23 protein-coding genes are annotated in these 22,846 nt (G+C 59.1%); 11 read left to right on the forward strand and 12 right to left on the reverse strand.

Going from position 1 to position 22,846, the window contains the following annotated elements:
* The first annotated feature begins 148 nt into the window (after positions 1–148).
* The 3 genes from ACDZ94_RS22545 (at position 149) to ACDZ94_RS22555 (ending at position 4,057) form a co-directional block, all read left to right on the forward strand.
* Positions 149–880, forward strand: a complete 732-nt coding sequence (locus ACDZ94_RS22545; protein ID WP_432750853.1) for a hypothetical protein — start codon at positions 149–151, stop codon at positions 878–880.
* Between the two features lie 376 nt (positions 881–1,256).
* On the forward strand, positions 1,257–1,667 hold the full coding sequence (locus tag ACDZ94_RS22550; RefSeq protein ID WP_064451907.1) for a hypothetical protein: 411 nt from the start codon (positions 1,257–1,259) through the stop codon (positions 1,665–1,667).
* A gap of 734 nt (positions 1,668–2,401) precedes the next feature.
* Complete coding sequence (locus ACDZ94_RS22555) at positions 2,402–4,057, forward strand: methyl-accepting chemotaxis protein (protein ID WP_432751531.1); 1,656 nt, start codon at positions 2,402–2,404, stop codon at positions 4,055–4,057.
* Positions 4,058–4,449: 392 nt separating this feature from the next.
* On the opposite strand, the gene ACDZ94_RS22560 is transcribed toward ACDZ94_RS22555, so the two are convergent.
* Positions 4,450–4,899: a hypothetical protein gene (locus tag ACDZ94_RS22560; RefSeq protein WP_432750854.1), complete on the reverse strand. Its 450-nt coding sequence runs from the start codon at positions 4,897–4,899 to the stop codon at positions 4,450–4,452.
* Between the two features lie 358 nt (positions 4,900–5,257).
* Positions 5,258–6,001 carry a BPL-N domain-containing protein gene (locus tag ACDZ94_RS22565; protein ID WP_432750855.1) on the reverse strand — a complete coding sequence of 248 codons (744 nt, stop codon included), beginning with the start codon at positions 5,999–6,001 and terminating at the stop codon, positions 5,258–5,260.
* Positions 6,002–6,132: 131 nt separating this feature from the next.
* Here ACDZ94_RS22565 and ACDZ94_RS22570 point away from each other — a divergent pair, with 131 nt between their 5' ends.
* From ACDZ94_RS22570 to solA, 5 genes are all read left to right on the forward strand, one after another.
* On the forward strand, positions 6,133–6,588 hold the full coding sequence (locus tag ACDZ94_RS22570) for a VOC family protein (protein ID WP_221295266.1): 456 nt from the start codon (positions 6,133–6,135) through the stop codon (positions 6,586–6,588).
* 68 nt (positions 6,589–6,656) lie between these two features.
* On the forward strand, positions 6,657–7,283 hold the full coding sequence (locus ACDZ94_RS22575) for a LysE family translocator (RefSeq protein ID WP_064453284.1): 627 nt from the start codon (positions 6,657–6,659) through the stop codon (positions 7,281–7,283).
* 11 nt (positions 7,284–7,294) lie between these two features.
* Positions 7,295–7,834 carry an NADPH-dependent FMN reductase gene (locus ACDZ94_RS22580; RefSeq protein WP_082895926.1) on the forward strand — a complete coding sequence of 180 codons (540 nt, stop codon included), beginning with the start codon at positions 7,295–7,297 and terminating at the stop codon, positions 7,832–7,834.
* Positions 7,835–7,880: 46 nt separating this feature from the next.
* Entirely contained in the window at positions 7,881–8,231 is a 351-nt protein-coding gene (locus tag ACDZ94_RS22585) for a hypothetical protein (protein WP_432750856.1), read from the forward strand.
* Positions 8,232–8,532: 301 nt separating this feature from the next.
* Positions 8,533–9,702 (forward strand): N-methyl-L-tryptophan oxidase, encoded by a 1,170-nt coding sequence (gene solA, locus ACDZ94_RS22590; protein WP_432750857.1) that lies wholly within the window; start codon positions 8,533–8,535, stop codon positions 9,700–9,702.
* Between the two features lie 38 nt (positions 9,703–9,740).
* Here solA and ACDZ94_RS22595 read toward each other — a convergent pair whose 3' ends face one another.
* The 6 genes from ACDZ94_RS22595 to ACDZ94_RS22620 all read right to left on the reverse strand — a co-directional run bounded on the left by ACDZ94_RS22595 (position 9,741) and on the right by ACDZ94_RS22620 (position 15,465).
* A complete protein-coding gene (locus ACDZ94_RS22595; RefSeq protein ID WP_064453286.1) occupies positions 9,741–10,367 on the reverse strand; it encodes a glutathione S-transferase family protein in 627 nt (208 codons plus the stop codon).
* Positions 10,368–10,529: 162 nt separating this feature from the next.
* Positions 10,530–12,587: a methyl-accepting chemotaxis protein gene (locus tag ACDZ94_RS22600; RefSeq protein ID WP_221295268.1), complete on the reverse strand. Its 2,058-nt coding sequence runs from the start codon at positions 12,585–12,587 to the stop codon at positions 10,530–10,532.
* Between the two features lie 230 nt (positions 12,588–12,817).
* Positions 12,818–13,117 carry a DUF3144 domain-containing protein gene (locus ACDZ94_RS22605; protein ID WP_064453288.1) on the reverse strand — a complete coding sequence of 100 codons (300 nt, stop codon included), beginning with the start codon at positions 13,115–13,117 and terminating at the stop codon, positions 12,818–12,820.
* Between the two features lie 89 nt (positions 13,118–13,206).
* Entirely contained in the window at positions 13,207–13,779 is a 573-nt protein-coding gene (locus ACDZ94_RS22610) for an ATP phosphoribosyltransferase regulatory subunit (protein WP_221295269.1), read from the reverse strand.
* 219 nt (positions 13,780–13,998) lie between these two features.
* Positions 13,999–14,730 (reverse strand): tRNA (adenine(22)-N(1))-methyltransferase, encoded by a 732-nt coding sequence (locus ACDZ94_RS22615; RefSeq protein ID WP_432750858.1) that lies wholly within the window; start codon positions 14,728–14,730, stop codon positions 13,999–14,001.
* Positions 14,731–14,754: 24 nt separating this feature from the next.
* A complete protein-coding gene (locus ACDZ94_RS22620) occupies positions 14,755–15,465 on the reverse strand; it encodes a FadR/GntR family transcriptional regulator (RefSeq protein WP_064453291.1) in 711 nt (236 codons plus the stop codon).
* A gap of 338 nt (positions 15,466–15,803) precedes the next feature.
* Between ACDZ94_RS22620 and ACDZ94_RS22625 the strand changes: the two genes are divergently transcribed.
* Both ACDZ94_RS22625 and gudD read left to right on the forward strand, forming a co-directional pair.
* Positions 15,804–17,165, forward strand: a complete 1,362-nt coding sequence (locus ACDZ94_RS22625; RefSeq protein WP_221295271.1) for an MFS transporter — start codon at positions 15,804–15,806, stop codon at positions 17,163–17,165.
* Between the two features lie 19 nt (positions 17,166–17,184).
* Positions 17,185–18,519: a glucarate dehydratase gene (gene gudD, locus ACDZ94_RS22630; protein WP_221295272.1), complete on the forward strand. Its 1,335-nt coding sequence runs from the start codon at positions 17,185–17,187 to the stop codon at positions 18,517–18,519.
* On the opposite strand, the gene ACDZ94_RS22635 is transcribed toward gudD, so the two are convergent.
* The 4 genes from ACDZ94_RS22635 to ACDZ94_RS22650 all read right to left on the reverse strand — a co-directional run bounded on the left by ACDZ94_RS22635 (position 18,488) and on the right by ACDZ94_RS22650 (position 21,313).
* On the reverse strand, positions 18,488–19,438 hold the full coding sequence (locus ACDZ94_RS22635) for a DHH family phosphoesterase (protein ID WP_432750859.1): 951 nt from the start codon (positions 19,436–19,438) through the stop codon (positions 18,488–18,490). The two genes, gudD and ACDZ94_RS22635, sit on opposite strands and share 32 nt — an antisense overlap.
* A gap of 135 nt (positions 19,439–19,573) precedes the next feature.
* Positions 19,574–19,918 carry an addiction module antidote protein gene (locus ACDZ94_RS22640; protein WP_432750860.1) on the reverse strand — a complete coding sequence of 115 codons (345 nt, stop codon included), beginning with the start codon at positions 19,916–19,918 and terminating at the stop codon, positions 19,574–19,576.
* Positions 19,919–19,949: 31 nt separating this feature from the next.
* Complete coding sequence (locus tag ACDZ94_RS22645; protein WP_221295274.1) at positions 19,950–20,252, reverse strand: type II toxin-antitoxin system RelE/ParE family toxin; 303 nt, start codon at positions 20,250–20,252, stop codon at positions 19,950–19,952.
* A gap of 137 nt (positions 20,253–20,389) precedes the next feature.
* Positions 20,390–21,313 (reverse strand): ABC transporter substrate-binding protein, encoded by a 924-nt coding sequence (locus ACDZ94_RS22650; protein WP_064453297.1) that lies wholly within the window; start codon positions 21,311–21,313, stop codon positions 20,390–20,392.
* Between the two features lie 271 nt (positions 21,314–21,584).
* Here ACDZ94_RS22650 and ACDZ94_RS22655 point away from each other — a divergent pair, with 271 nt between their 5' ends.
* Positions 21,585–22,823 (forward strand): acyl-CoA dehydrogenase family protein, encoded by a 1,239-nt coding sequence (locus ACDZ94_RS22655; protein WP_064453298.1) that lies wholly within the window; start codon positions 21,585–21,587, stop codon positions 22,821–22,823.
* Positions 22,824–22,846: the final 23 nt, after the last annotated feature.

Consider the following 22,846-nt stretch of genomic DNA (forward strand, 5'->3'; position numbering starts at 1 on the left):
GAAGAGTGGTCGGTAGCGCGTGGAATCACTGCCGGGGGTGGCATGGTAGACCGGTTGGCAAAGAAAGGGGGGCTTTCGGCCAAAAGCACACACTCAAGTATCGACTATGCTTGGAGCGATTCAGCCCTGTACCTGAAGGATCTAAACAATGGGGTACCTTGTCGTTGCTCACGCGATGAATGTGAAGCCGGAGTTAGAACCACTTTCTACTTTGCCGATGAGCATTGGTTGGTCATTGCACCAGGATGAAAACGCCACGTCGTTCTATTTAGACACGTTCAAGGCTGGCGAAGAACGGAAATGGCCCTTTACGTCTATGCCACCCATCAAGGATGTACCGCTTGAGCTCCCTCAAGAATTGGCAGCGCTATCGCGGATATACAAAGTGCTTAAGGATGCTCAGCTAGCTGACTACTTCAAGAGAGCTTTCCTGAATGTGAATTTAGCGCTAAGCAAAAGCCTTCAATTACACGTTTGCAGCTTTTGCACGGATGACGACGGGCTCGATTTTGTATGCGTATCGTCGAATGGTGAACTGCAAAGGCTGCGTTGCGTTTGCGGTGATCTGGATATCACCTATGAGCTTGGGACGGTCATGATCCAGCCGCTTCTGATAGATGGCGTTGAAGGCACCGACGCAAGTAGTCTGCATGACCCAGAGAGCGGCATTCACGTCTTGAGTCGGAATATAGCGCCTTCGTCGTTACTGCATGCGGTGGCTTCAGCAGAAACCACTTGCTTTCTACAAGCAGAAAGCCCCCCTCTGGGTCTAGGTAGCTTCGATGGGATGGACGTCGTACCGATAAAGATTGCAGGCTCTAAGATCGCCTCGCTGAAGCCTGAGGTGGTTGCTCAGAAGGCGTGGTGGGGGCGGTGGTAGCTGTATCGACGACTTCGACACAAGCCAGGAGGTTTTTTCGGGGAAAAGTAGCCAATTATCAGCATCGAAAAATTGTGTCCGATAATGGGGTGCCCATTTTCAAAAAGCTACCCGTCACGATGGTCTGCAATCGGCCATTTTATTGCGTAGCGCCACCGACCGCTATGGGTCGATTTCTGCCTGTAGCCGCCGTCAGCTTTGGGCCGCTTGCTGCCCGTCACGTACGGCAGAAATCGGCCAAGAGCTGTCGCCCACGCATGGCCTTTTCCAGCCCAAAACGATAATAATCGGAGTGGAGACGGCCTATTGAAAATTGGCAACATGGCTGAATCCGTCTCTTCTTCAGCATTCCATTATCGAAATCAGAGTAAGACTCATGGGCGCGCCCATCATTATCGGCAACAGCTATGGCCTCTGGGTCAGCAACAGCATGAAAGATACTTTTTGCGAGGTGCTAACCGCTGTCGCGACCTTGGAAGGCCATGATGTGAAGGCCATATATGAGGAGGCACCAGGTGTGGCCGGCACCTATGGTGTTCCAGGCGTGGGTATCCTTCTCGACGAGTTCTATATCTATCTTGGCGGATTTTCAGGCGTTCGACGCCACCTCGATGTTTGCCGAGTACGACTAGACGAAGTCAGAGAGTCTTGCGGGCTGTCGCCAGTTGCTGCCGAACGCATGGCTCACCTACTGGCATGGGCCGCATACCATATGGATGGTAACCCGATCCCTGTAGGCGGCTCTTTCTATGAGAGCTGGCCTCCTGACGCAGCTGAAACAAGGTAATACCCGCCTGCTTTCGGCCAAAAGTAGACATTAACGTCGGAGATAACTGGCGGCTGATAAGCTGGCAAAATCGACCAATCAGACGTTCATGTCGATCAATCCGCTAGTCCCTCTCATGCTCACCAGCCGGCATGAATGTCCCGCAAGTGGTCAGTCAACGCCATGGCTCGCCATTTGCCTAACCCCCTCGCCGCACGTTGGGCAAACCTGCCCCGCCATCTCGCATGCAGATCCGAGAATGAACTCGCCCCCCATAACCGGGAGCCATTTCTCGCAGCAACGCGGCTCGCGATGAAACGGCAACAGCCCCTAGCGCAGCGCATGCTCACAATTAGCGCGCCCTAGCTCCCCCCCTACAAAATACTTGTACAGAAATAGCGCTACGCATTTTTACAGCGCTCGCAGGATTCTATCGGCCCAAGGATGGCCTTGGGCTGTATCGCCGCCAAACACCAGTCAGCCCGATAGCCAGACCTCTATTTCTCGCGCCTGCCAGAAACAGGAGGTCACTGACCGTTCATCTGGATTAGATGATGTCATGACGACATCACCCCAATATAGTTGTACAAGACTTGTACAAGTATCAGCGCCTGTACAAGTTTTACCCAGACAGGAAATAACGCCGCTACTCGTTGCCGTCGAACAAAAGAATACCTGCGCAGGATGCGGACAAAGGGCGAATACATACCCTTGCAGGTGTCCCTAAATTGCTCCTCCCATTACGCAGGTACGCCATGCCATCGCACACTCCCCGGCTCTCTACACGGACCAGTCTCTATGCCGGCTATGCCAGCCTGCTCGCGTTTATGTTGCTGATCGCCGCTATCTCGCTGTACGCCCTGGCAAACAGCAATAAGGACTTTTTTCTCTACGTTAATGGCATTGATGCACGCACCCGCCTGGCCAACACACTAAACGACGCCGCCGCCCAGCGCGCGATTGCCCTGCGTAACATCGCCTTGAACAGCAATGTCACCGCGAGAGGACAGCAGCGGGGCGCGATTGCCGCCAACGAACAAATGGTGGCCAGCAGCCTCGCCGCGCTACGCCAGGCAATTGATAACCATGATGATGTGTCGCCCAAAGCACGTGAGCTGTTCTCAACCATCGAGCAGGTCGAGAGCCGCTACGAACCGGTAGCGCACACCATTGCCGAACACCTGTTCAAGGGTGAAAACGACGAGGCCCTGCGCATGGTCAGCGAGCAGTGCACACCATTACTGGCCGAGCTGACCCAGGCAATTGGCCAATACCTGCGCTACACCAACCAGAAGGCAGACCTGCAGGTCAGCGAAAATGACGCACACTATCTTTCTCAACGCAACCTGCTGCTCGTCATTACTGCGCTGGCCGTCTTACTAGCAGCGGTACTGGGCTACGTCATCAGCCGCAACCTGCTGCGCGCGCTGGGTGCCGAACCGAGTGAACTCAACCAGCTCGCCCAACGGGTTGCCCAGGGCGATCTGCGCGCTAGCGAGCGCACGATTGAGCCACCACAAGCCAGCATCATGGCCGCCCTGCTGAGCATGCAGGAGAACCTGCGGGACATGACCAAGGGCATAAACCTGTCCTCACAGACCGTGGCCGATTCCAGCCAGGAGCTTAGCCAATCGAGCCTGAGAAACGCCGAAAGCGTGGCCATGGCACAGGGCGAGGTCGAGCAGATCGTCACCGCCGTTCACCAAATGGCCGCCACCGTGCAGGATGTCGCGCGCAATGCGGAATCCGCCGCCAGTGCCGCCAGCGAGGCCGATAGCGCGGCCCTGTACAGCCAGCAGAAGGCCAAAGATGCCGTCAACATGATCGGCGAGCTGGCCGAGACAATAGAACAGTCCAACATGGCCATGGTCCGGCTGAAGGATGAAACCGGCAATATCGGCGGCGTACTTGAAGTGATCAAGTCGGTGGCCGACCAGACCAACCTGCTGGCCCTCAATGCAGCCATCGAAGCTGCCCGTGCTGGCGAGGCCGGACGCGGCTTCGCAGTGGTAGCCGACGAGGTGCGCAGCCTGGCAAAGCGTACCCAGAAGGCCACCTCAGAGATTGAGGGACTGATCGCCAGTCTGCAGAAAATTGCCGACGAGACCTCGCAGCATATGCAACGCTGCAAACGCTCCAGTGCGCAGTCGGTGTCCGGCGTTTCCGAGGCCGGTGACGCGGTAAGCACAATCGTAACCATGATCGAGCGAATCAACGGCATGAACCACCAAATCGCCGCTGCCGCCGAGCAGCAGAGTACCGTTGCCGAGCAGATCAGCCGGGGCATCGTCACCGTCAGCGAAAGCGCCGAGCAATCCGCTGCAGCCTTCCGCAGCGCTCAGCAGGAAAGCGAAGGACTGGCACGCACCAGCGTGACATTGCGAGAGAACATCTCGCGCTTTCAGCTTTAGGGTCTGTTGCCGTTTCATCGCGAGCCGCGTTGCTGCGAGAAATGGCCCCCGGTTAGGCGCAGGACGCATAATGGTCCGAGTCCTGCAACAACAGCGGGGCCATATCCCTCGCAACCCTACGGGCCGGGCCAGCGTTTTGCGCGATGCGGTGTTACTCGATGGCTCATTTAGCCTGCCAAACTTCGCATCTCGTGCCTTGCCTCGCGCAAAAACTGGCTTCGGCGTGGCCGCGAGTGAAACGGCAACAGCCCCTACTGCTAGCAGGCCGTAGGCATTAGGTGACAGACGACTAACAGGAGAGATTAACCGTGGTCTGTCCCGGATTATTTTCGGATTATTTTCTTATCCGCATGCTTGGCCAAAAGGGCGTTCGAAAGTCAGGCTTTCTTAGCCTAGTCGCTGCTACTACCCATCAGAATCCATCTTTTCCCGTGGCCCTGGATATCGAAAGAGAAGTCCCAGAACACAGGGTACGCCGGATGGCCTTTTGTTAGCCAAAATGATGTTATGGCGCTGGCTTGGTCGAGCTGCACGTAAGTGAATAGGGCCTCAAGGAGGGTCAGGATTTCTGAGCGCTTTGCCGTTAGATCCAGTGGACCATAACCGCCATCCCCCACGTGCAGCAGTTGCTCAGTAATCTCGCTGCGGGCTTCGCTCGCAGTCACGCAGGACTGGCCACCGATGATTACTTCGTTACCAATGGAATGGAACAGTTGCTCCTCAAGCGTTCTACTTAGGTCAAAAGGTCCGTAGGTGTTAACCCAGACGGTATAGTTGAAGCCCTCCAAGAGATGCTCAAGCCTGAGGATTTCGTCTGAGCGGAAATCTTGGGCGATACGCATGTTGGCTCCATTGACCAGCGTTTAGGCCTATATCGTGATCTAAAACCTAAAGAAACGGTAGGGCGTCACAAATCTTGCTACGGTCTCAACCGCTGAGGAGCCCGATAGGTTATTCAAAAAAATTCCACTTCTGGCCCGATAGCAGCAGACTTTGACAGGTCGCCGCTGATGTCTCAAAGCTGGGCAATCCGGTGACAGCACAGCGGTAAAAAGGAGTGGTCATGTTGGAAGTTGGCATTGATCGAGAGACCGTTCATGCAGGAGATGATCTGGGAAGCCTTGCTACGTCGATCTGACTCGATCCTCTAGATTTCTAAGGGTCAGACCACGACAACAAATCGCAGCCTCTCCAAAAACGCTACTCCTCCTCCACTCCACGCATCAGCGACCCAAACAACTCCCCCCGCGGCATCTCACTCACCGCTATCCCCGCATCCTCAAACCACTTTTTCCCCGCCTCCGGATGCGGCCCGCTCAGCACCACCACGCCCTTCTCATACGTATACCGCGCCGCCGCCACGTCACCGTTGCGATAGGTCGCAATGGTTGTGTAAGGCGACGCCCCATCCGCTTTGGGAAAGTACGGCCCGTCCTGATAAAACACACTATCGGCCTTCCCCTCCCACACAACCCGCACCGCCGCATCCGCAATGCCCGCCACTTCAAACCCAGGCCTGCCCGCTTCGGAATCAAGGTCCTGGGGTATCAGGCCAAGGTTGCTGTTATCCGCCAGGTACGCGCCCATGCACAGCCCCAAATAGCGCCCGCCCTTGGCGACGTAGTCGCGAATGGCTTCAGCGCGCGCCTTACCCAGGCTGTCGAGGGCGGCGGGGATATCCTGGCCGCCGCCCGGTTGCACATAGAGGTCATAGCGCGCGAGGTTGTGTGGCGTGATGTCGACGGACTCATCGGCGCCCACAAAGTCGATCTGATAAGTCGGGCTGAGCCGCTGCAATGCTCTTTTCACGCTCTCGGAACAGTCATCGCAGCCTGCCGGGCCACGGTAGATGGCGACATGGGTGATGGGCGTGGCGGCATGTACGAAAGGCACTTGCAGCGTGGCAAACGCAAGAAGCGCAGCGGCGGTGGCGGGCAGGTGCATGGTAGTGGGCTCATTAAACAGGGCTGATCCAGACGTGCCCGCCAGAGCCTATCTCGAATGCTGTTTTGAATACGTTAACAGTTGTAAATCGGCTACTGTCGCGTGTACCCACATCCGCCAGAGGGCAAGCAATGGATCTGAAATTCAGTCACGTCGACGTGCTGGTCGAGAACCTAGAAGCGACGTGCGCCTACTACGCGAAGATTCTCAACGCCAAAATCTCCAGCACCCAGGTGTGGGAGCGCGGCGGCCTGCATGTGCGTTTTGCGATTGCGTTGATGGGCCAGGAGCGGTTCATGTTGGTTCAGCCGTTGGCGGGCAACCTGCGAGAGCTGTTGGACGCCCACGGCGAAGGGATGATTTATCGGCATTGCTACACGACGCCGGACATCGAGGTGGCCTATGCCGAATTGATCGCCTCCGGTGTGCAACCGGAGGATGAAAACGGCAGGCCATTGAGCCTTGAGGACCTGCGCTCGCCCTCCGGCAAACGCATCATCTGGTTGCCCAAGCGCTTTGGGCATTTCTCTATCGAGATTCTGGAGGAGAAGGGGCTGGAGGCGTTTATCGTCGCGGCGTTTGCCTGAAATGACGTTGCATTGCCCCAAGACATGAGGATAACTGTACGCCGAGCCCTATTTCGAGATAGCCCGCCATGTTTGAACTCGCCTCCCTCGTCACTTACGTCGCCGTGGTGATTGGCCTTTTCCTGATCCCTGGCCCCTCTGTGTTGCTGGTGCTCACCCGCACGATTCAAGGCGGGCGCAGGGTCGGCATCGCGACCGGGCTGGGGGTGGCTTCGGGCGATCTGATTCACACCCTGTGTGCGGCGCTGGGTTTATCGGCGATTCTGATGACTTCGGCGGCGGCGTTTAACGCGGTAAAATGGGCGGGTGCGGCTTATTTAATCTACCTGGGCGTGCGGGCGTTCATGGCCAAAACCGGCACACATGCACGGCTTGAGTTGCCTGCGGTGACACCGCGTCAGGCGTATTTCCAGGCCGTGGGCGCAGAGGTGCTGAACCCGAAAACCGCGATCTTCTTTCTGGCGTTCCTGCCGCAATTCGTTCATCCGGAATCAGGCTCGTCGCTGGTACAGTTTGCGCTACTGGGCTTGATCTTTTCGGGGCTCAGCGCGGTTTACACCAGTTTGCTTGCCATCGCCGTCCGCCCGTTGAGCCGAGGGTTCAAAGGGCTTTCCAGGCTGCGCCAGTGGGAAGGCAAAATCATCGGCACGCTGTTTATGGGCCTGGGGCTGAAAATTGCGCTCCAGCAGCGATAAGGACACCTTGGATGATTCATCTTCTCGCACTCTCGGGAAGCCTGAGAGAGGCTTCCTCCAACTCGATGCTGTTGTCCGCCGCTGTCCGGCTTTGCCCACAGGGTGTTTCGATCACGTCCTACGACAGCATCGGCCAGTTACCGCACTTCAATCCCGACCTGCTGAATACGCCGGGCGCGGCTGTTCTGGATCTGTACGACCAAATCAGCCGGGCCGATGGCCTGCTGATCTCTTGCCCGGAATACGCACGGGGAATACCCGGGTCGTTCAAGAACATGCTGGACTGGCTGGTGAGCCTGGAGGCGTTTGCGGGCATGCCCGTTGCGCTGTACAACGCCTCCCCCAGGGCCAGCGCTGCACAGGCGGCTTTACGCCTGGTGCTGGAAACCCTGTCAGCCGTGATCGTGGATGACGCGTCATTCACGGTGAATTTGCTGGCATCAAAAGCCTCGCTTGATCAGTTGGTGCAAGATCACGAAGTCAGTGAGTGCATCCGGCTGTCCCTGGAAAACATGGCGACGCATATTGATTCACGGATGAGCGTTCTTTAGAACACGCTCAGAACACTCTTCAATCATTGCCCTCACCCGAGTTCCTATGCCCTCAACCAAACGCGACAACGCCCGTATCGAACGCCGCCTGGTCGCCACCCTCACCGAAGCCTGTGAAATCGCCAAAGCCGAAATTCCAGGCTTCGACTGGCTGACGCACACCGTGGACTACGCCATCTTCCCTCAAAGCCTGCGGGTGATTTGGGTGTTCGACACGCGGGCCAACCTGGACCACGCCCTGGCAACCGGAGCCGAGCAACGCATGCGGGAACTGACCGCTGCTGCGTTGCACGACGCCGAAGTGGCTCCGGTGCCAATGGAGCGCTGCGTACGCTTCGATTCAGAAGAGGCCTGCAGCGCCCAGCATGGCGGCGATTGGCGCCGACGCCTGGCCTGAGCCTCCACTCATCCATGAAAGAGCACGCACATGCTCAAGCGCAGTGCGACGATGAAACTGCATACCGAATCAGCGTAACTATTGCGAAGATGAGCCGACAAACGATTCGACTTAGCAAGCCCGGGCGATTCTGGAAAGTATTCGTGTTGCATCACGAACGACGCAGGTGAGGCCGCTTCGATGTTTCCACACCTTGAGTGTCTATTAGGAAAATCCAGCCCCTCAAGGCCAGCCCCAATTTTCATTGTTTTTCTTGCACATTCCCCTCAACTGTTCGCCTCCCCCTACGCGAGGATCAACCTTGGAACGCTATGAATCATTGGTCATCGGCCTGGGCGCCATGGGTGCCGCCACGGTCTACCAACTGGCGAAAGCCGGTGTAAACGTCGCGGGTATCGACCGTCATCACCCGCCCCATACGTTTGGCTCAAGCCACGGCGACACTCGCATCACGCGGCTGTCAGTCGGCGAAGGCGCGCAATACGTGCCCATCGTGCGCAATTCGCACCGTATATGGCGCGAGCTGGAAGCGGCGTCGGGAGAAGCACTGTTTGAGCAGTCTGGGTTGCTGGTGCTGACGTCCAGCGATGACGTTGACCCCCACGATAAAACCGACTTCACCCTGCGTACGATTGGCCTGGCGCAAACCTATGGCATCGACCATGAAGTGCTGGATGCCGCGCAGATTCGCCAACGTTTCCCCCAATTCGCCAAGGTGGCGGACAGCGCCATCGGCTACTACGAGCCGGGCGGCGGGTTTGTGCGCCCGGAGCGCTGTATTGAGGTGCAACTCAAGCTGGCCGAGCAACACGGCGCCACGCTGTACAAGGGCGAGACGGTGACTCACATCAGCTCCGACGCGCACGGCGTGACGGTGACCACCGACCGGCGCACGCTACAGGCCGACAAGCTGGTGGTGAGTGCGGGCAACTGGGCGGGAGGTTTGCTCGGGGCGCCGTTTGATCGGCTGCTCAGCGTCTATCGGCAACAGTTGTTCTGGTTTGAGCTTGAGCCGGACGCGGATCTGGTGGGGAAATCACCCACGTACATCCTCACTCACGGCCGGCGCGAGGATCAGTGCCACTATGGCTTTCCCGCGCAGCCCGGCGAAGGCAGCTTGAAACTTGCCACGGCGCAATATCACACCACGTCCACCCCCGAGACACTGGACCGCACGGTCTCGGCGGCGCAAGGGCAGGAAATGTACGAACAGCAGGTACGAGGTCGTATCGCCGGGGTCACGGCCAACGTGGTCAAGTCGGCGGTGTGCGCCTACACCGTGACACCGGATCATCATTTCATCATCGACGAACACCCTTCGCTGCAGCACACCCTGGTGGTCTCGCCATGTTCGGGGCACGGCTTCAAGCATTCGGCGGCGCTGGGCGAGGCGTTTGCGCAATGGTGCATACGCGGCTCGAGTGACCTCGACCTGTCGTCGTTTTCGTTGAAGCGCTTCGACAGTCAGTAGGCACAGGGAATGGGGGCACACCGGCCCCCTGACCTGCTTTATTTGGCGAACGCGTATTCCCCACCTTGCTCCACTGCCTTCTGGTAAGCGGGGCGTGCCTGGAAGCGTTGCACCCAGGCTGCCAGGTTCGGATAGGCTTGCAACTTGCCTTGCGCCTTGGCGATTTCGCCGATAAAGCTCATCTGGACATCCGCGCCACTCAGCTCGTCACCGACCAGGTAGGGCGTATCCGCCAGCACGTCGTTCAGATAGCCCAGGTAATTGGCCAACTCCGATTCGATACGCGGATGCAACGGTGCGCCCGCCTCACCCAATCGGCCGACGTAGAGGTTAAGCATCAGCGGCAGCATGGCCGAGCCTTCGGCGAAGTGCAGCCATTGCACATATTTGTCGTAGGTGGCGGTAGCAGGATCAGGTTGCAGGCGACCTTGGCCGTGGCGACGAATCAGGTAGTCGATGATGGCGGCAGATTCGATCAAGACGAGGGAACCGTCTTCGATGACCGGGGATTTGCCCAGTGGGTTAATCGCCTTGAGCTCAGGCGGCGCGAGGTTGGTTTTCGGGTCGCGCTGGTAGCGCTTGACCTCGTAAGGCAGGCCGAGCTCTTCGAGCAACCAGAGGATACGTTGCGAGCGTGAGTTGTTGAGATGGTGAACAGTGATCATGAGGGGCTCCGTTGGGCAAAAACCAGGGTGTGTAAGAGCAGACTACACTGGCAGCAGGGAGTGCCCTCAAGAGAATGTATAACCGGGATCAACGCCGACGCGGTGACGAGCGGGTTTGCCCCGCTCGCCCCAATAAATACACCGTCAGCTCGGGATGGGGGATCAGACCAGCCGGAACCGCGCGGTATTTTCACTCAACGCCTTGCTGCCTTTGCTCAGCGTATCGGCCGCTTGGTTGACTGCACGTGCGCCGTCAAGCAAACGCCCTGCGGCCTGATCGACTTGCTGGATATTGCCGCTCACTTCATCCGCCGTCGCCGCCTGTTCTTCCACCGCCGCCGCAATCTGCGCCAGGGTGTCGGTGACGTTTTGCACCGCGCCGGCGATCTCGCCCAGGCGTGTGCCCAGCCCGGTGACCGACTCAGCGTCGGTCAGCGCCTGTTCGCACGCGGCGCTCATCAGGCTCACGGCCTGGCTCACGGTCGCGCGCAGGCTGTCCACCGTGCCGGCGATCTGCGCCGTGGAGGCCTGAGTGCGTTGCGACAGGCTGCGCACCTCATCTGCCACGACGGCAAAACCACGGCCTTGTTCGCCGGCGCGCGCAGCCTCAATCGCGGCGTTGAGCGCCAGCAGGTTGGTCTGTTCAGCAATGCCGCGAATGGTGTCGACCACTGATTGAATCTGCTGGCCCTGCTGGCTCACTTGTTCCAACGCGTTGGCCGTGTCGGTCAGGCGCTGGTTGAGTTGCTGGATGCTGGCCGTGGTGCGCTGGCTGTCACGGCTGCTGTCTTCGGCAATGCGCCGAGTCTGCTGCGCGCTGCCCGACGCCTGTTCGCAGCTTTTGGCGACCCCCATCGAGGTGGCTGCCAGTTGCGTCGCGGCGGCCGCAATCTGGCTGATTTGGTGCTGCTGGTCTTCGACCTCGGTGAGCGTGCTGCCCGATTGCGAATTAAGGGTGAGTACGGTTGAACCCAGTTGCTGGGTCTCGTGGTTAACGCCCAGCAGGCTGGTGCGCAGTTGCATCACCGCGACGTTGAGCGCGGTGCTGATCGCCGCCAGTTCGTCACGCCCTTCTACCGCCACCTCGACGCACAAGTTGCCGTCGCGCAACGACTCGGCAAGCGTGGTGATGCCACTGGCGCTGCGCCGGATCGAGGCTTGCAGGCAGCTGAACAAGTACAGCGCCGCCAAGGCCAGCAGGCTGAACGTGGCCACCACTGGAATAAACTGCTTGAGTGAACGGTCGTGGTAATAACTCAAGCGCTCATCCAGTGAGTGCAGCGACTGGCTGCGCAACGCACCCAACGCGCCCAGCATGCCGTCGACACTGCGATCAAAGGCGGCGGTGTCGAGCTTGATCGTGCCGCCAAATACGCCGTCGTCCAGGGACTTGAGTTCGTTATCCAGCAACTGCAGGCTGTTTTCGTATTGCGCCGTCCACGGCTCAAGCCCCGGGTATTGCTTGGCTTTGAGCGAAGCGGCGGCCTTGACCAACTGGTCCCGTGCATCGCCGATACGGCCACGCAGGTCACGCATCTGCAAACGGCTTTGCAAGGTGAACTGGCCGGACGCGATGGACGACTGCCCGACGCTTGCCGTGCGACCGATGCGCTCGATCAAGTCCGGCGTGTGCTGGCTGGAAATCTGCATCAGCAGGTAGGTTTCCAGCCAGGGATCGAGGATCAGGCCCGTGTCCAGGGTGATCTGCTCGCGCAGGGTTTGCATGGCGGTCAGGGCAGCGGTGAAACGGTCGTAACCGTCCGGCCACCAGCCCACGGTGCGCAGTGACTGAGTGTCCATCCCCTTGACCGTCGCCTGCAACGCCTCGAAACGCGCCAACGTATCGACACTGGCGTTCTGGGCCTTGAGCGCATCACCCAGGGTTTGCAGGCTTTGCATAATGACGGGATTGCCGGCATCCACCTTGTCCATCGCCGCCTGGGCGGCGGGCGTCGGGGTGTGCAGGATGTCCAGGGCTTTCCAGCGGGCCGCCTGGTTGCGTTGCGCGGTCAGTTGGCCATCGAGTGCATCGAGCGCCAACAGTTGGCGAACGCCGGACTGCTCGCTGGAAATCACCGCGAGTTTGTCGCGGTAGTCCTGGCCGATCATCCACAGGCTCCCGGCCAGGGGCAGCATGAACAGGAAGAACAGCACCTGGAACTTGCGCGCGAAACCGAAACGGCCGAGCAAGCGGATACCGGGTGATAGAAGAGTGTGCATGACTGACCGCTCCCGAAAACAACCTGGAAATGACTAGAAGCAAAATGCCATGTCATTGATTAAGTTGGCTCAAGCAAGATACGGGCCGTTGGTGCAGAGGCCGCAGATAGGCCGTGCGGCGAGGAGAATATGCGCGGGCGTGCGCGAAAATGGGGCGAAAGCACTCAATGGGAGAGTGAAACGGTAACTCGACCCGCCATCACCCAACGCTCGCCCCCCTTACGCGTCATTCAATCCGTTGCTTTAACCAGCATGTACTGACTGAAATTATTAATGTGATCGTCCAGATTATCCTCGAGCATCATCCGGTACTGATCGCAGAAATACTTCAGCATCGCTTCCCGTGCCTCGGCCATTTCGGCGCCGGACTTGAAATTGCGTGCGCTGGCCCAGGCGTTGAAGCGGGTGGTGCCGAACATCATTGAGGCGCTGACCTCGCCGAGGTTTTCGCAGGTTTTGAGCTGTTCGTTCGACAGTTCGATATGGGCGTCTGCACGGTCGTAGAAGGCTTGGTCGGTGGCGTCGGCCATGATCGGGTTCCTGGAGGGCAAATTAGGCCGCTATTGGAGCATATCCGGCCGCCGCCGAGGAGACGCCTCCGGGGAGGCGTCTTTGACTATCACGCCAAGGCGAGCACCAACCGCTCGAGGCCGATGCCGAAACCGGCGCCCTCTCGATAAGCGCCGCCGCCCACGACTTGCTGTTGCGCACCCAATGTCGGGCAGCGCACTTCGAAGCCATTGCCTTGCAGGTAGTAACTCAACCCGCGCTTCACCGCCAGGTTCAGCTCATAGTCGAGCCCGAGCGTATTCAGAAACCCGGTGCAAAGGGCTTGGCTGCGCTGCAACGCCAACGCAGGGTCGGGGCTGAGAATCTCCAACCCCAGCTGGGTGAATTCGCGATAGCGACCGGCTTGAGGCCGCTCATATCGGTAACACCGCGCCACGTAGAAAAACATCGCCTCTGCTCGCCCATCAAGCAAAACGGCGCTGCGTTCCTGGAACAGTGCGGTGGCTTCCGGGATCAGGCAGCACTGGCGGCCCGCCTTGTCGTCGAAAGCCCACATCTGCCCGATGATTTCACTGCCGCCAGCTTTTTCGATAAACGTGTCCTGGCCCCACAGTGCCGGCAAGATGGCTTCTTCAGCACCCGCTTCGATGAAGATAGCTCCGGAAACGGCCCTCTGTTTCACGCATCATTTGCGCTTCTTTACCCGTCACAATTCGCGTTCCGCGCAGCATGGTCATGTGTTGAATCTCCATTTTTTCAAGGCAATAAAAAAGGCGCCGTGGGCGCCTTGGGGGTGGTTCATTGAATGATCAGAGGTTCTGGTCAATCAGTGAGCGCAAGCAACCGCGGCACCTGAGGGAAGGTCCGTGGTGGTGATGGCGGTTGCTTTGCGAAAATTCAGTCATGGGCTGATCTTTGCACAGCCCTGGGAAGGGTTACAAGCCAGCAGCTCAGTAATCCATCGCGTGTGCTGGGCGATCTCTTGCCGCTTTTGCTCCGGCACGGTCTGGCGCGCCTGCTCAAAGCCGGCCAAGGTCTTCTGCTTCTGGCGCAGCATGCGTTGCCATTTGGCCAGGAACACCGGGCTGCGGGCCTGCATTTGCAGCGGGCCGAAGTACAGCTGCTCGGCGGTATAGGTAACCGGCTCGGCGCGCTCGGCGACAATAATCTCGTAGTAAAAACGGTTTTCCCGCAGCAGCTCTTCGTGCAGGATCTGGTAGCCGTTGTCCATCAGCCACTGGCGCAAGGGTTGTTCGCCGCCGTTGGGTTGCAGGACCAGGCGTTCGCGGCCACTCAAGTGCGAAGTGCCGCTGTCGAGGATGTCGCGAATGGTCTCGCCGCCCATGCCGCAGAGGCTGATCGCCGTGATGCCGTCACTGGGTTCGATGGCCGCCAAACCATCGGCCAGGCGCACGCTGATGTGCTGTTCCTGGCCGTTGTCGCGCACCGTGCGTTCGGCCGCGTAAAACGGTGTGGTCGCGACCTCCCCCGCCACCGCCGCCGTGATCACGCCACGGCGCATCAGCGCCACCGGCAGGTAGCCGTGATCCGAGCCGATATCGGCCAGGCGCGCACCCACCGGCACCTGCGCCGCCACGCGCTCCAGGCGCATGGACAATGTGTGTTCGTTCAACGGTTGTTCCTTATCACCACAAGTTTACTCACCCGAAAACCGGTCCCGGCTGTTGGTCAGGTGCAACACCATGGCAGCCCGCGCCGCGTCGGGGTCCTGACGCTTGATCGCATTGAAGATCGCCTCATGCTCCAGGTTTGCCAACTGCCCCAGCTTGGCGAAATCGGCCCCGCCGCGTTCGACGCCCTTGACCTGAGTGCGCGGGATCATCGCATTGCCCAGGTGCAGCATGATCTCGGTAAAGAAGGTGTTGCCGGTGGCCTCGGCGATCAGTTGATGAAAGCGTTTGTCCTCCTCCACGCAACTATCGTTGTTGGCGAGCGAGGCCTGGTAGTCGTTCAGCGCCTCGCGCATGCGCGCAAGTTGCTCGTCACTCCTGCGCAGGGCGGCCAGCGCCACGGCCTGCACCTCAAGGCCCAGGCGCAGCTCGAGCATGTTACGCACGCTGGCGACGGTGTCCACATGCAAACGCAAACCCTGCTGGGCATGCGGCTCCAGCACAAAGGTGCCGATGCCGTGACGCGTCTCTACCAGCCCGGAAGCCTGCAGCTTGGAAATCGCCTCGCGCACCACCGTTCGGCTCACGCCGTGCTCAAGCACGATGGTGGATTCCGACGGCAGTTTTTCACCGGGTTTGAGTTGCCCGAGCAGGATGCGCTGGGTCAGCGCGTCGACCACGCCCTGGGCCAGGTTATTGGGACGTTTACGCACAAGGCTTGGGTTTTCAATGGGCATCATCAGGGTCCACGGGGTTGGGCTGATGGGAGCTTAACACCCTGTTTGGCGGCGACGCTGGGTTGATTAACGAACCACCCAACTTGTATGACAACCAACCTTTTCGAGTCACACCCCACTTTCTGTACTTGAAGGTACCAGCGGACATAAACCCTCTCAAAAAAGGCGGTTCAGCCCTTTATATATAGGCTAATAACCAATAAACCCAGTTGACTGGCGGCCTTATAAGAACAAATACATCACCCACCGGATTGCGAAGCCAAGAAATCAACTTGTATGATGTCTATCAACAAAACACGCAAACCCGCATAAAAATAAATCAGGGGGAGTTTTGAATTGTGAACAATTCAAGCCATGCATCTGTCGCTTCAGAACGTGATTCGGTCCTCGCGCGCGCCGTGAGTAAAGTGAAGGGCCATGTGCTCCCGCTGTTCGTGATCATGTTCATCCTCAACTACATCGACCGGGTCAATATCGGCTTCGTGCGTACGCACATGGAGCATGACCTGGGTATTGGCGCGGCCGCCTACGGCCTGGGCGCCGGGCTGTTTTTCATCGGCTACGCGCTGTTTGAAGTGCCCTCCAACATGCTGCTGCAAAAGGTCGGCGCGCGAATCTGGCTAACCCGCATCATGTTCACCTGGGGCATCGTCGCCACGCTGATGGCGTTCATCCAGAACGAAACCCAGTTCTATGTCCTGCGCTTTCTGCTGGGCGTGGCCGAGGCCGGCTTTTTCCCTGGGGTGATCTACTACTTCACCCGCTGGTTGCCCGGTGTGGAGCGCGGCAAAGCCATTGCGATCTTCCTCAGCGGCTCGGCGGTTGCGTCGCTGATCTCCGGCCCATTGTCGGGCGCCTTATTGCAAATCGAAGGGTTCGGCTTTCACGGCTGGCAGTGGATGTTCGCCCTTGAAGGCCTGGCCTCCGTCGCACTGGGGTTCTTCGTGTGGTTCTGGCTGGACTCCAAACCCCACGACGCCAAATGGCTGACCCGCGAAGAGCAAGACACGCTGGTGGGCGCCATCGACCAGGAACAGCGCGAGCGTGAAGCGCTGACCAGCGTCAAACCGACCCTCGGCAAGCTGCTCAAGGACCGCCAGATCCTGCTGTTCTGCGCCTTGTATTTCTGCATCCAACTGACGATTTACGCCGCCACCTTCTGGCTGCCGAGCATCATCAAGAAGATGGGCGACCTGAGTGACGTGCAGGTCGGCCTCTTCAACTCGATCCCCTGGCTGATCTCGATCATCGCCATGTACGCCTTCGCTGCGCTGTCGGGCAAGTTCAAGTTCCAGCAAGCCTGGGTGGCCGCCGCGTTGTTGATTGCCGCAGTCGGCATGTTCATGTCCACCACCGGCGGGCCGATCTTTGCCTTTATCGCGATTTGCTTTGCGGCCATCGGTTTCAAATCCGCTTCGTCGCTGTTCTGGCCGATCCCCCAGGGCTACCTGGATGTGCGCATCGCCGCCGCCGTGATTGCGCTGATCAACTCCATCGGCAACCTGGGCGGCTTCGTAGCACCCACCACTTTCGGCTTTCTGGAACAGACCACGGGTTCGATTCAGGGCGGCCTTTACGGCCTGGCCGGCACCTCGGTGCTCGCCGCAATCCTGGTGTTCTTTGCCAAGACGTCGCCCTCTGCGGTGTTGACGCCACATAGCGGCGTGCCCACGGGCGCCCCGCTCAGCAAACCTCTTTAAGCTTATTCAGGAATTTGCCATGACCACGTCCAAATCACCCGTCGTCACCCACTTCCACGTCATCCCGGTGGCAGGCCACGACAGCATGCTGCTGAACCTGAGCGGCGCACACGGACCGTTTTTTACGCGCAATATCGTGATTCTCAAAGACAGTTCCGGCAATACCGGTGTCGGTGAAGTGCCCGGTGGCGAGCGCATTCGCGAAACGCTGGAAGACGCGCGCAGCCTGGTGATCGGCCAACCCATCGGCCAGTACCAGCGCATCCTGAACCAGATGCGTACCACCTTTGCCTCAAGGGATGCCGCCGGCCGTGGCCTGCAAACCTTTGACCTGCGCATCACCATTCATGCCGTCACCGCCATGGAAGCCGCCTTGCTCGACCTGCTGGGTCAATTCCTCGAAGTGCCGGTGGCCGCCCTGCTCGGCGAAGGCCAGCAGCGCGACGCGGTAAAAATGCTTGGCTACCTGTTCTACGTGGGTGATCGCACCGCCACCGACCTGGCCTACCGCAACGAGGCCGACGCGGATGACGCGTGGTTTCGCTTGCGTCACGAAAAAGCCATGACCGCCGAAGCGGTAGTGCGCCTGGCCGAAGCCGCCAAAGACAAATACGGCTTCAACGACTTCAAGCTCAAGGGCGGCGTATTGAGCGGCGATGAAGAAATCGAAGCCGTGACGGCACTGGCCGAACGCTTCCCGGATGCACGCATCACCCTCGACCCGAACGGCGCGTGGTCATTGAAAGAAGCCATCCGCCTGTGCCGCGATCAACACCACGTGCTGGCCTACGCCGAAGACCCGTGCGGCGCGGAAAATGGCTACTCGGGCCGCGAAGTCATGGCTGAATTTCGCCGTGCCACGGGTTTGAAAACCGCGACCAACATGATCGCCACCGACTGGCGCGAAATGGGCCACGCCATCCAGCTGCAATCGGTGGATATCCCGCTCGCCGACCCGCACTTCTGGACGATGCAAGGCTCGGTGCGCGTGGCGCAGATGTGCAATGACTGGGGCCTGACCTGGGGTTCGCACTCCAACAACCACTTCGATATTTCCCTGGCGATGTTCACCCAGGTGGCGGCGGCGGCGCCGGGCGACATCACTGCCATCGACACTCACTGGATCTGGCAGGACGGCCAGCGCCTGACCAGGGAGCCACTGAAAATCGAAGGCGGCTACGTGAAGGTGCCGGCCAAGCCGGGCCTGGGCGTGGAGATCGACATGGACGCGGTGGCCAAGGCCCATGAGCTGTACAAAGGCATGGGCCTTGGGGCACGGAATGACAGCGTGGCGATGCAGTTTTTGATTCCAGGCTGGGTCTTCAACAACAAACAGCCTTGCCTGGTACGTTGAGCCCTTCGTTCATGGCAGCCAAGGCCAGCTTCACCAGCTCCTTGCGCTGCATGGCGCGCCCCAGCACCGCCTGGGCACCTTGCCAGTTGAGCGACAGCAGCAGACTCAGCTTTTGCTGGCTGAGCAACGGCCCTGCCAGCCAATAGCTTTTGCGCTCGCGAATGCTGATGGCGTTCAACAGCCAGTCCTCACCTTGCGCCGCCAGCCATTGTTCAATGGCTGCGCGATGCCGCTGGACCAACGCCTGCGCATCCCACACCGTCATTTGCGCGATAAGCCGCGGCAAGTTGCGTGTGGCACTCATCTGTTTCATATCGGCCGCCAGAGCGTTCAGCAGGTCGGCCTCGATCGCGGCCTGACATTCGCTGAAATAGCGCACCGGCCAGTCTGCAGACAAGCCCGCCCGCTTCGCGAGCACCTCGTATGCCCAGATATCCAGGGCTGTGGTCATTTTCCCGGTGAAATTCAGGGTATTGTCCAGAATCGCCGTGGCCAACAATGCCGCGCTGTGTCGGCTGATCTGCGGCATCAGGCCGGATTTTTCCCAACGCTGGAAGACCAGCGTCGCCGCTGCGCCGATTGGGCGGATATCGGCACCCGCGCCAAGCTTTTGCGACCAATGGATTTCAAAGCCGGGATGATGGTCGATGACTTCCCGCACCTGATCGAGCACCACGCTCGGGTCGAAGTGATGGTAGTCGGAGACGTCCACCAACACGAACTCATCGCCGGCCATGGGCAGGTAATCGTCCAGCGAAGCGTTCCAGTCGAGCACGCTCCTGCAAATACTGAAATTCAACAGTGCGCTGCTCACGGCACGCGCCTCAATGCCCTGGTGATTAAGCAGTTCGGCGTACGCAATGCAGCAGGCGTACGCATCGATGTCCAGATAGGCCGAGCCGGAGGTCACTACCCTCATGATTGAATCTCCTTGAAGTGCGGCTCAAGCGCAGTCAGTTGCTTTGTTTTTTCGGGGGTGAGGGAAAATCGCATGAGCGCGTGACAAGAACATGACGGCAGGCAGAAAGATACGGTGACCCTTGCCTTTTGCTGGCTATTGCCCGTTTTGCCGTGGCAATTTTTTAAGTGCGCTCGTTGCAACAGGTTGCACAGTGAGCTCCACGCCCAACGCCAGCATCAGCTTCTTGATGGTTTCAAAGCGCGTTTTTGAGCCGCCCTTGAGGGTTTTATACAGACTCTCCCGATTAACCCCTGCCGCCTCGGCAACCTTGTTAACGCCTTGGGCCTTGGCCACTTCGGCGAGCGCCTTCATGAGTATCTGCGGGTCTTGGGACTTAAGGCTTTGCGCAAGGTAAGCACTGATGATTTCGGGGCTGTCCAGGAAGCGCGAAGCCTCATAGACATGAGTGCCTGATGTGTCGAGATCGAGGATCGGCATGTCCTCGGGTTTGAATGTCGATTTGCTCATTTCATTGACCTCTCAGGGCATCGAGTATCTCTTTTGCCCGCTTGATTCCTCGCTTCTGATCGGTTTTATCGCTTCCCCACAGCATCAGGTAAGCGGTGATTCCCGTGCGCACAAAGTACACCCTGTAGCCGGGCCCGACGAAGACACGCATTTCACTCAATCCATCGCCTACAGGTTCGCAATCGCCAAAATTGTTTTCCTCGGCTCGATCCAGCCGGGTCAGAATTGCAGTTTTTCCCCAGACATCCCTCATACCGTCGAGCCATGTATCAAACTCCGGCGTCCTGCCGATCAAATTAGTCACGTTTCACCTGTAGCCTACTGGCTACTCCTTGCTGATGCCAGTGATTTTTTATCCCGGCGCTAACCGGAATAAAAAACCCTAGCCCAGCCCCCGTGCCATCAGGCGGTCAATACTATTAGCGCTTGTTTCCCTCGCGTTTAAAGGGCCCGATCAAACAACGGCGTCACGTCATACCGCTGTTTGAGCATCTGCGCATCCACCAGGAAATCCGCCGTGGCCTGGGCCTCGCTGACAATCGTCGGCGAGATCGGCAGCACCTTGATCGCGTCACGCTTGAACCACACCTTGGCAATGTCCGGCGAGGACTGGTTGGCCTTCGACCACGCCTCGGCATACTCATCAACGTGCGTGTTGCTCCAGACCCGAGCACGCGTCAGGCGCGCGACAAAGTCTTTGATGATCGCGCTTTTTTGCGCCAGCGCCGGTTCATACGCAACGATGTAGGTCGGCGCGCTCATCAAGCCCTTGGCATTGCGGATCAGCGTGCTGCCTTCTTTCTCTTGCAACGACACATAGGGTTCCCAGGTGCCGAAGGCATCAATGTCGCCTTGGGTCAGTGCCAGGCTGGCTTCGGCCGGCAACAGGAATTTGAAGGTCACGCTGTTGCGCGGTACGCCGGCTTCATCCAGTGCTTTATAGGCCAGTTGCTGGCTCCACGAGCCGTTCCAGATCGCGACGGTTTTGCCTTTCAGGTCGGCCACCGAATGGATGCCTTTACGCGCGACGATGCCTACACCGTCAAGACTGGTCTGGGTGCTGGCCACCACTTTCACCGGCGCCCCATTGGCGGCAAGGCTGATCACCGGCGTGTCGCCGACAATGCCCACGTCGAGCGCACCACTGGCAACCGCCGAGGCCACCGGCGAACCGGTGTTAAAGCGCTTGAAGTCGATTTTGTACGGCAAGTCTTTGAGCTCGCCCGACAGTTCCAGGACGATGCGATTGGAGAAAAACTGGTCGCCCACCGTCAGGGTCTGGGGCTCTGCCGCCCACGCCGAAGGGCCGTGCAGCGTTAGCGAAGCCAGGCCCAGCAGGGCGAGCATTGTTTGACGATTGATCATGAAAGGCATCCACACGGTTAATGGCTGACTCAACCATCTGTGGGCATGCAGTCTGGTGATGAGGGAGGGTTTGATCGGTCGCCAAGTGTGGCGCCCCTAGAAGCTAACGCAATAAAGGCGCAGTGATTAATACTGTTGAGCACTATCGATAGAACTGCGGCGCAGCTCGATAGGTTTTTTCCGTATTAAAAACTTTGCCCTCCCTGAGTTAGGGTGACGCCACCAGACCACTGGACCCCGCGCCTGAATCCCTTTCTGCAAGGTCCATTGCATGTCGACTCCCGCTTTGAATATCTGGGGCTGCGCGCCCTCCGCCCGTTACGAACAACTGGCCGCACCGTTTCGCCCACTGTTTGCGCAGATCCTTGCCCAAGCCGCCGAGGCTGATCAAACCCGCGCCAGCCTCACTAACGTTATCCAGCAGCTGAATAAACTGGGCTTGCCCCGTTGGCGCTTACCCGTGAGTGAGGGCGGCCAGGACGCGACACTGGTTGAACTGCTCGCGCTGCTCACCGAGTTATCCGCCGCCGACTCCAACATCACCCAGGCCCTGCGCGGGCATTTTGGTTTTTGCGAAGACGTACTCTGCGCCAAAGACCTCGACTGGCGCGCCAAATGGCTGCACCGACTCGGCCAGGGCGCGCTGCTCTCCCCCGGCAGCACGGAAGTCGGCAACCAGACCCGGGGTGATTTCGACACCCGCCTTCACCGTGATGCACAGGGCACGTTGCGCATCAGCGGCAAAAAGTTCTACACCACCGGCGCGCTCTACAGTGACCTGATCAACACCATCGCCACGGGCGAAGACGGCACGGTGTACAGCGTGGTGGTCGACCTCAAAGCCCCTGGCGTTCAGATCATCGACGACTGGAACGGCTTCGGCCAACGCCTCACCGCCAGCGGTACATGCGTCTTTGACAATGCGCCGGTGGAAGACGACCTGCGCCCCACACACCAGCGCTTCGGCTACGGCCAATCCTTCTTCCAGATCTACCACCTCAGCACCCTCGCCGGCATCGCCCGCCGCGCTGCGTTGAGTGGTGCGCAAGAACTCAGCCAGCGCGCCCGGACCTTCACCACCGGCAATGCCGACACCGCCGCGCACGACGTGCAACTGCTGCAAGTGATCGGCGAAGTCGCCAGCCAGGCGTATGCCGCGCAAGCCATCAGCCAGCAAGCGGCGCAGCGCCTGGAGCAGACCGCGCAGTATGTGATCGCCCACGAGCAGCCGTTGCATGACGATGACCCACACGTGGCATTGGCGGAATTGGAGGTGTGCCTGGCAGTCAACCCAGTGGTGGATGCCACACTCGCGGCGACCACCGCGCTGTTTGACGCGCTGGGCGCCAGTGCAACGGCGAGCAACAAGGCGCTGGACCGGCTATGGCGCAATGCGCGCACGTTGGCGAACCATAATCCACGGGTGTACAAGTCGCGGATTGTGGGTAATTACCTGGTGAACGGTTTGCTGCCACCGGCGCAGTGGCGAGTGGGCGTGGCCAAGGGCTGAGCATTGTCCGGTTGAAGCCACAA

Source organism: Pseudomonas sp. UBT, assembly GCF_050915955.1.
Lineage (GTDB): Bacteria > Pseudomonadota > Gammaproteobacteria > Pseudomonadales > Pseudomonadaceae > Aquipseudomonas > Aquipseudomonas antarctica_A.

Bases quoted from the DNA above. Each gene is read 5' to 3' on its own strand.
- ACDZ94_RS22555 (WP_432751531.1), top strand. From the start codon at position 2,402: ATGCCATCGCACACTCCCCGGCTCTCTACACGGACCAGTCTCTATGCC.
- ACDZ94_RS22560 (WP_432750854.1), bottom strand. From the start codon at position 4,899: ATGCGTATCGCCCAAGATTTCCGCTCAGACGAAATCCTCAGGCTTGAG.
- ACDZ94_RS22635 (WP_432750859.1), bottom strand. From the start codon at position 19,438: ATGAGGGTAGTGACCTCCGGCTCGGCCTATCTGGACATCGATGCGTAC.
- ACDZ94_RS22545 (WP_432750853.1), top strand. From the start codon at position 149: ATGGGGTACCTTGTCGTTGCTCACGCGATGAATGTGAAGCCGGAGTTA.
- ACDZ94_RS22565 (WP_432750855.1), bottom strand. From the start codon at position 6,001: ATGCACCTGCCCGCCACCGCCGCTGCGCTTCTTGCGTTTGCCACGCTG.
- ACDZ94_RS22650 (WP_064453297.1), bottom strand. From the start codon at position 21,313: ATGATCAATCGTCAAACAATGCTCGCCCTGCTGGGCCTGGCTTCGCTA.
- ACDZ94_RS22605 (WP_064453288.1), bottom strand. From the start codon at position 13,117: ATGGCCGACGCCACCGACCAAGCCTTCTACGACCGTGCAGACGCCCAT.
- ACDZ94_RS22585 (WP_432750856.1), top strand. From the start codon at position 7,881: ATGCCCTCAACCAAACGCGACAACGCCCGTATCGAACGCCGCCTGGTC.
- ACDZ94_RS22620 (WP_064453291.1), bottom strand. From the start codon at position 15,465: ATGCCCATTGAAAACCCAAGCCTTGTGCGTAAACGTCCCAATAACCTG.
- ACDZ94_RS22595 (WP_064453286.1), bottom strand. From the start codon at position 10,367: ATGATCACTGTTCACCATCTCAACAACTCACGCTCGCAACGTATCCTC.
- ACDZ94_RS22575 (WP_064453284.1), top strand. From the start codon at position 6,657: ATGTTTGAACTCGCCTCCCTCGTCACTTACGTCGCCGTGGTGATTGGC.
- ACDZ94_RS22600 (WP_221295268.1), bottom strand. From the start codon at position 12,587: ATGCACACTCTTCTATCACCCGGTATCCGCTTGCTCGGCCGTTTCGGT.
- ACDZ94_RS22570 (WP_221295266.1), top strand. From the start codon at position 6,133: ATGGATCTGAAATTCAGTCACGTCGACGTGCTGGTCGAGAACCTAGAA.
- ACDZ94_RS22580 (WP_082895926.1), top strand. From the start codon at position 7,295: ATGATTCATCTTCTCGCACTCTCGGGAAGCCTGAGAGAGGCTTCCTCC.
- gudD (WP_221295272.1), top strand. From the start codon at position 17,185: ATGACCACGTCCAAATCACCCGTCGTCACCCACTTCCACGTCATCCCG.
- ACDZ94_RS22550 (WP_064451907.1), top strand. From the start codon at position 1,257: ATGGGCGCGCCCATCATTATCGGCAACAGCTATGGCCTCTGGGTCAGC.
- ACDZ94_RS22655 (WP_064453298.1), top strand. From the start codon at position 21,585: ATGTCGACTCCCGCTTTGAATATCTGGGGCTGCGCGCCCTCCGCCCGT.
- ACDZ94_RS22640 (WP_432750860.1), bottom strand. From the start codon at position 19,918: ATGCCGATCCTCGATCTCGACACATCAGGCACTCATGTCTATGAGGCT.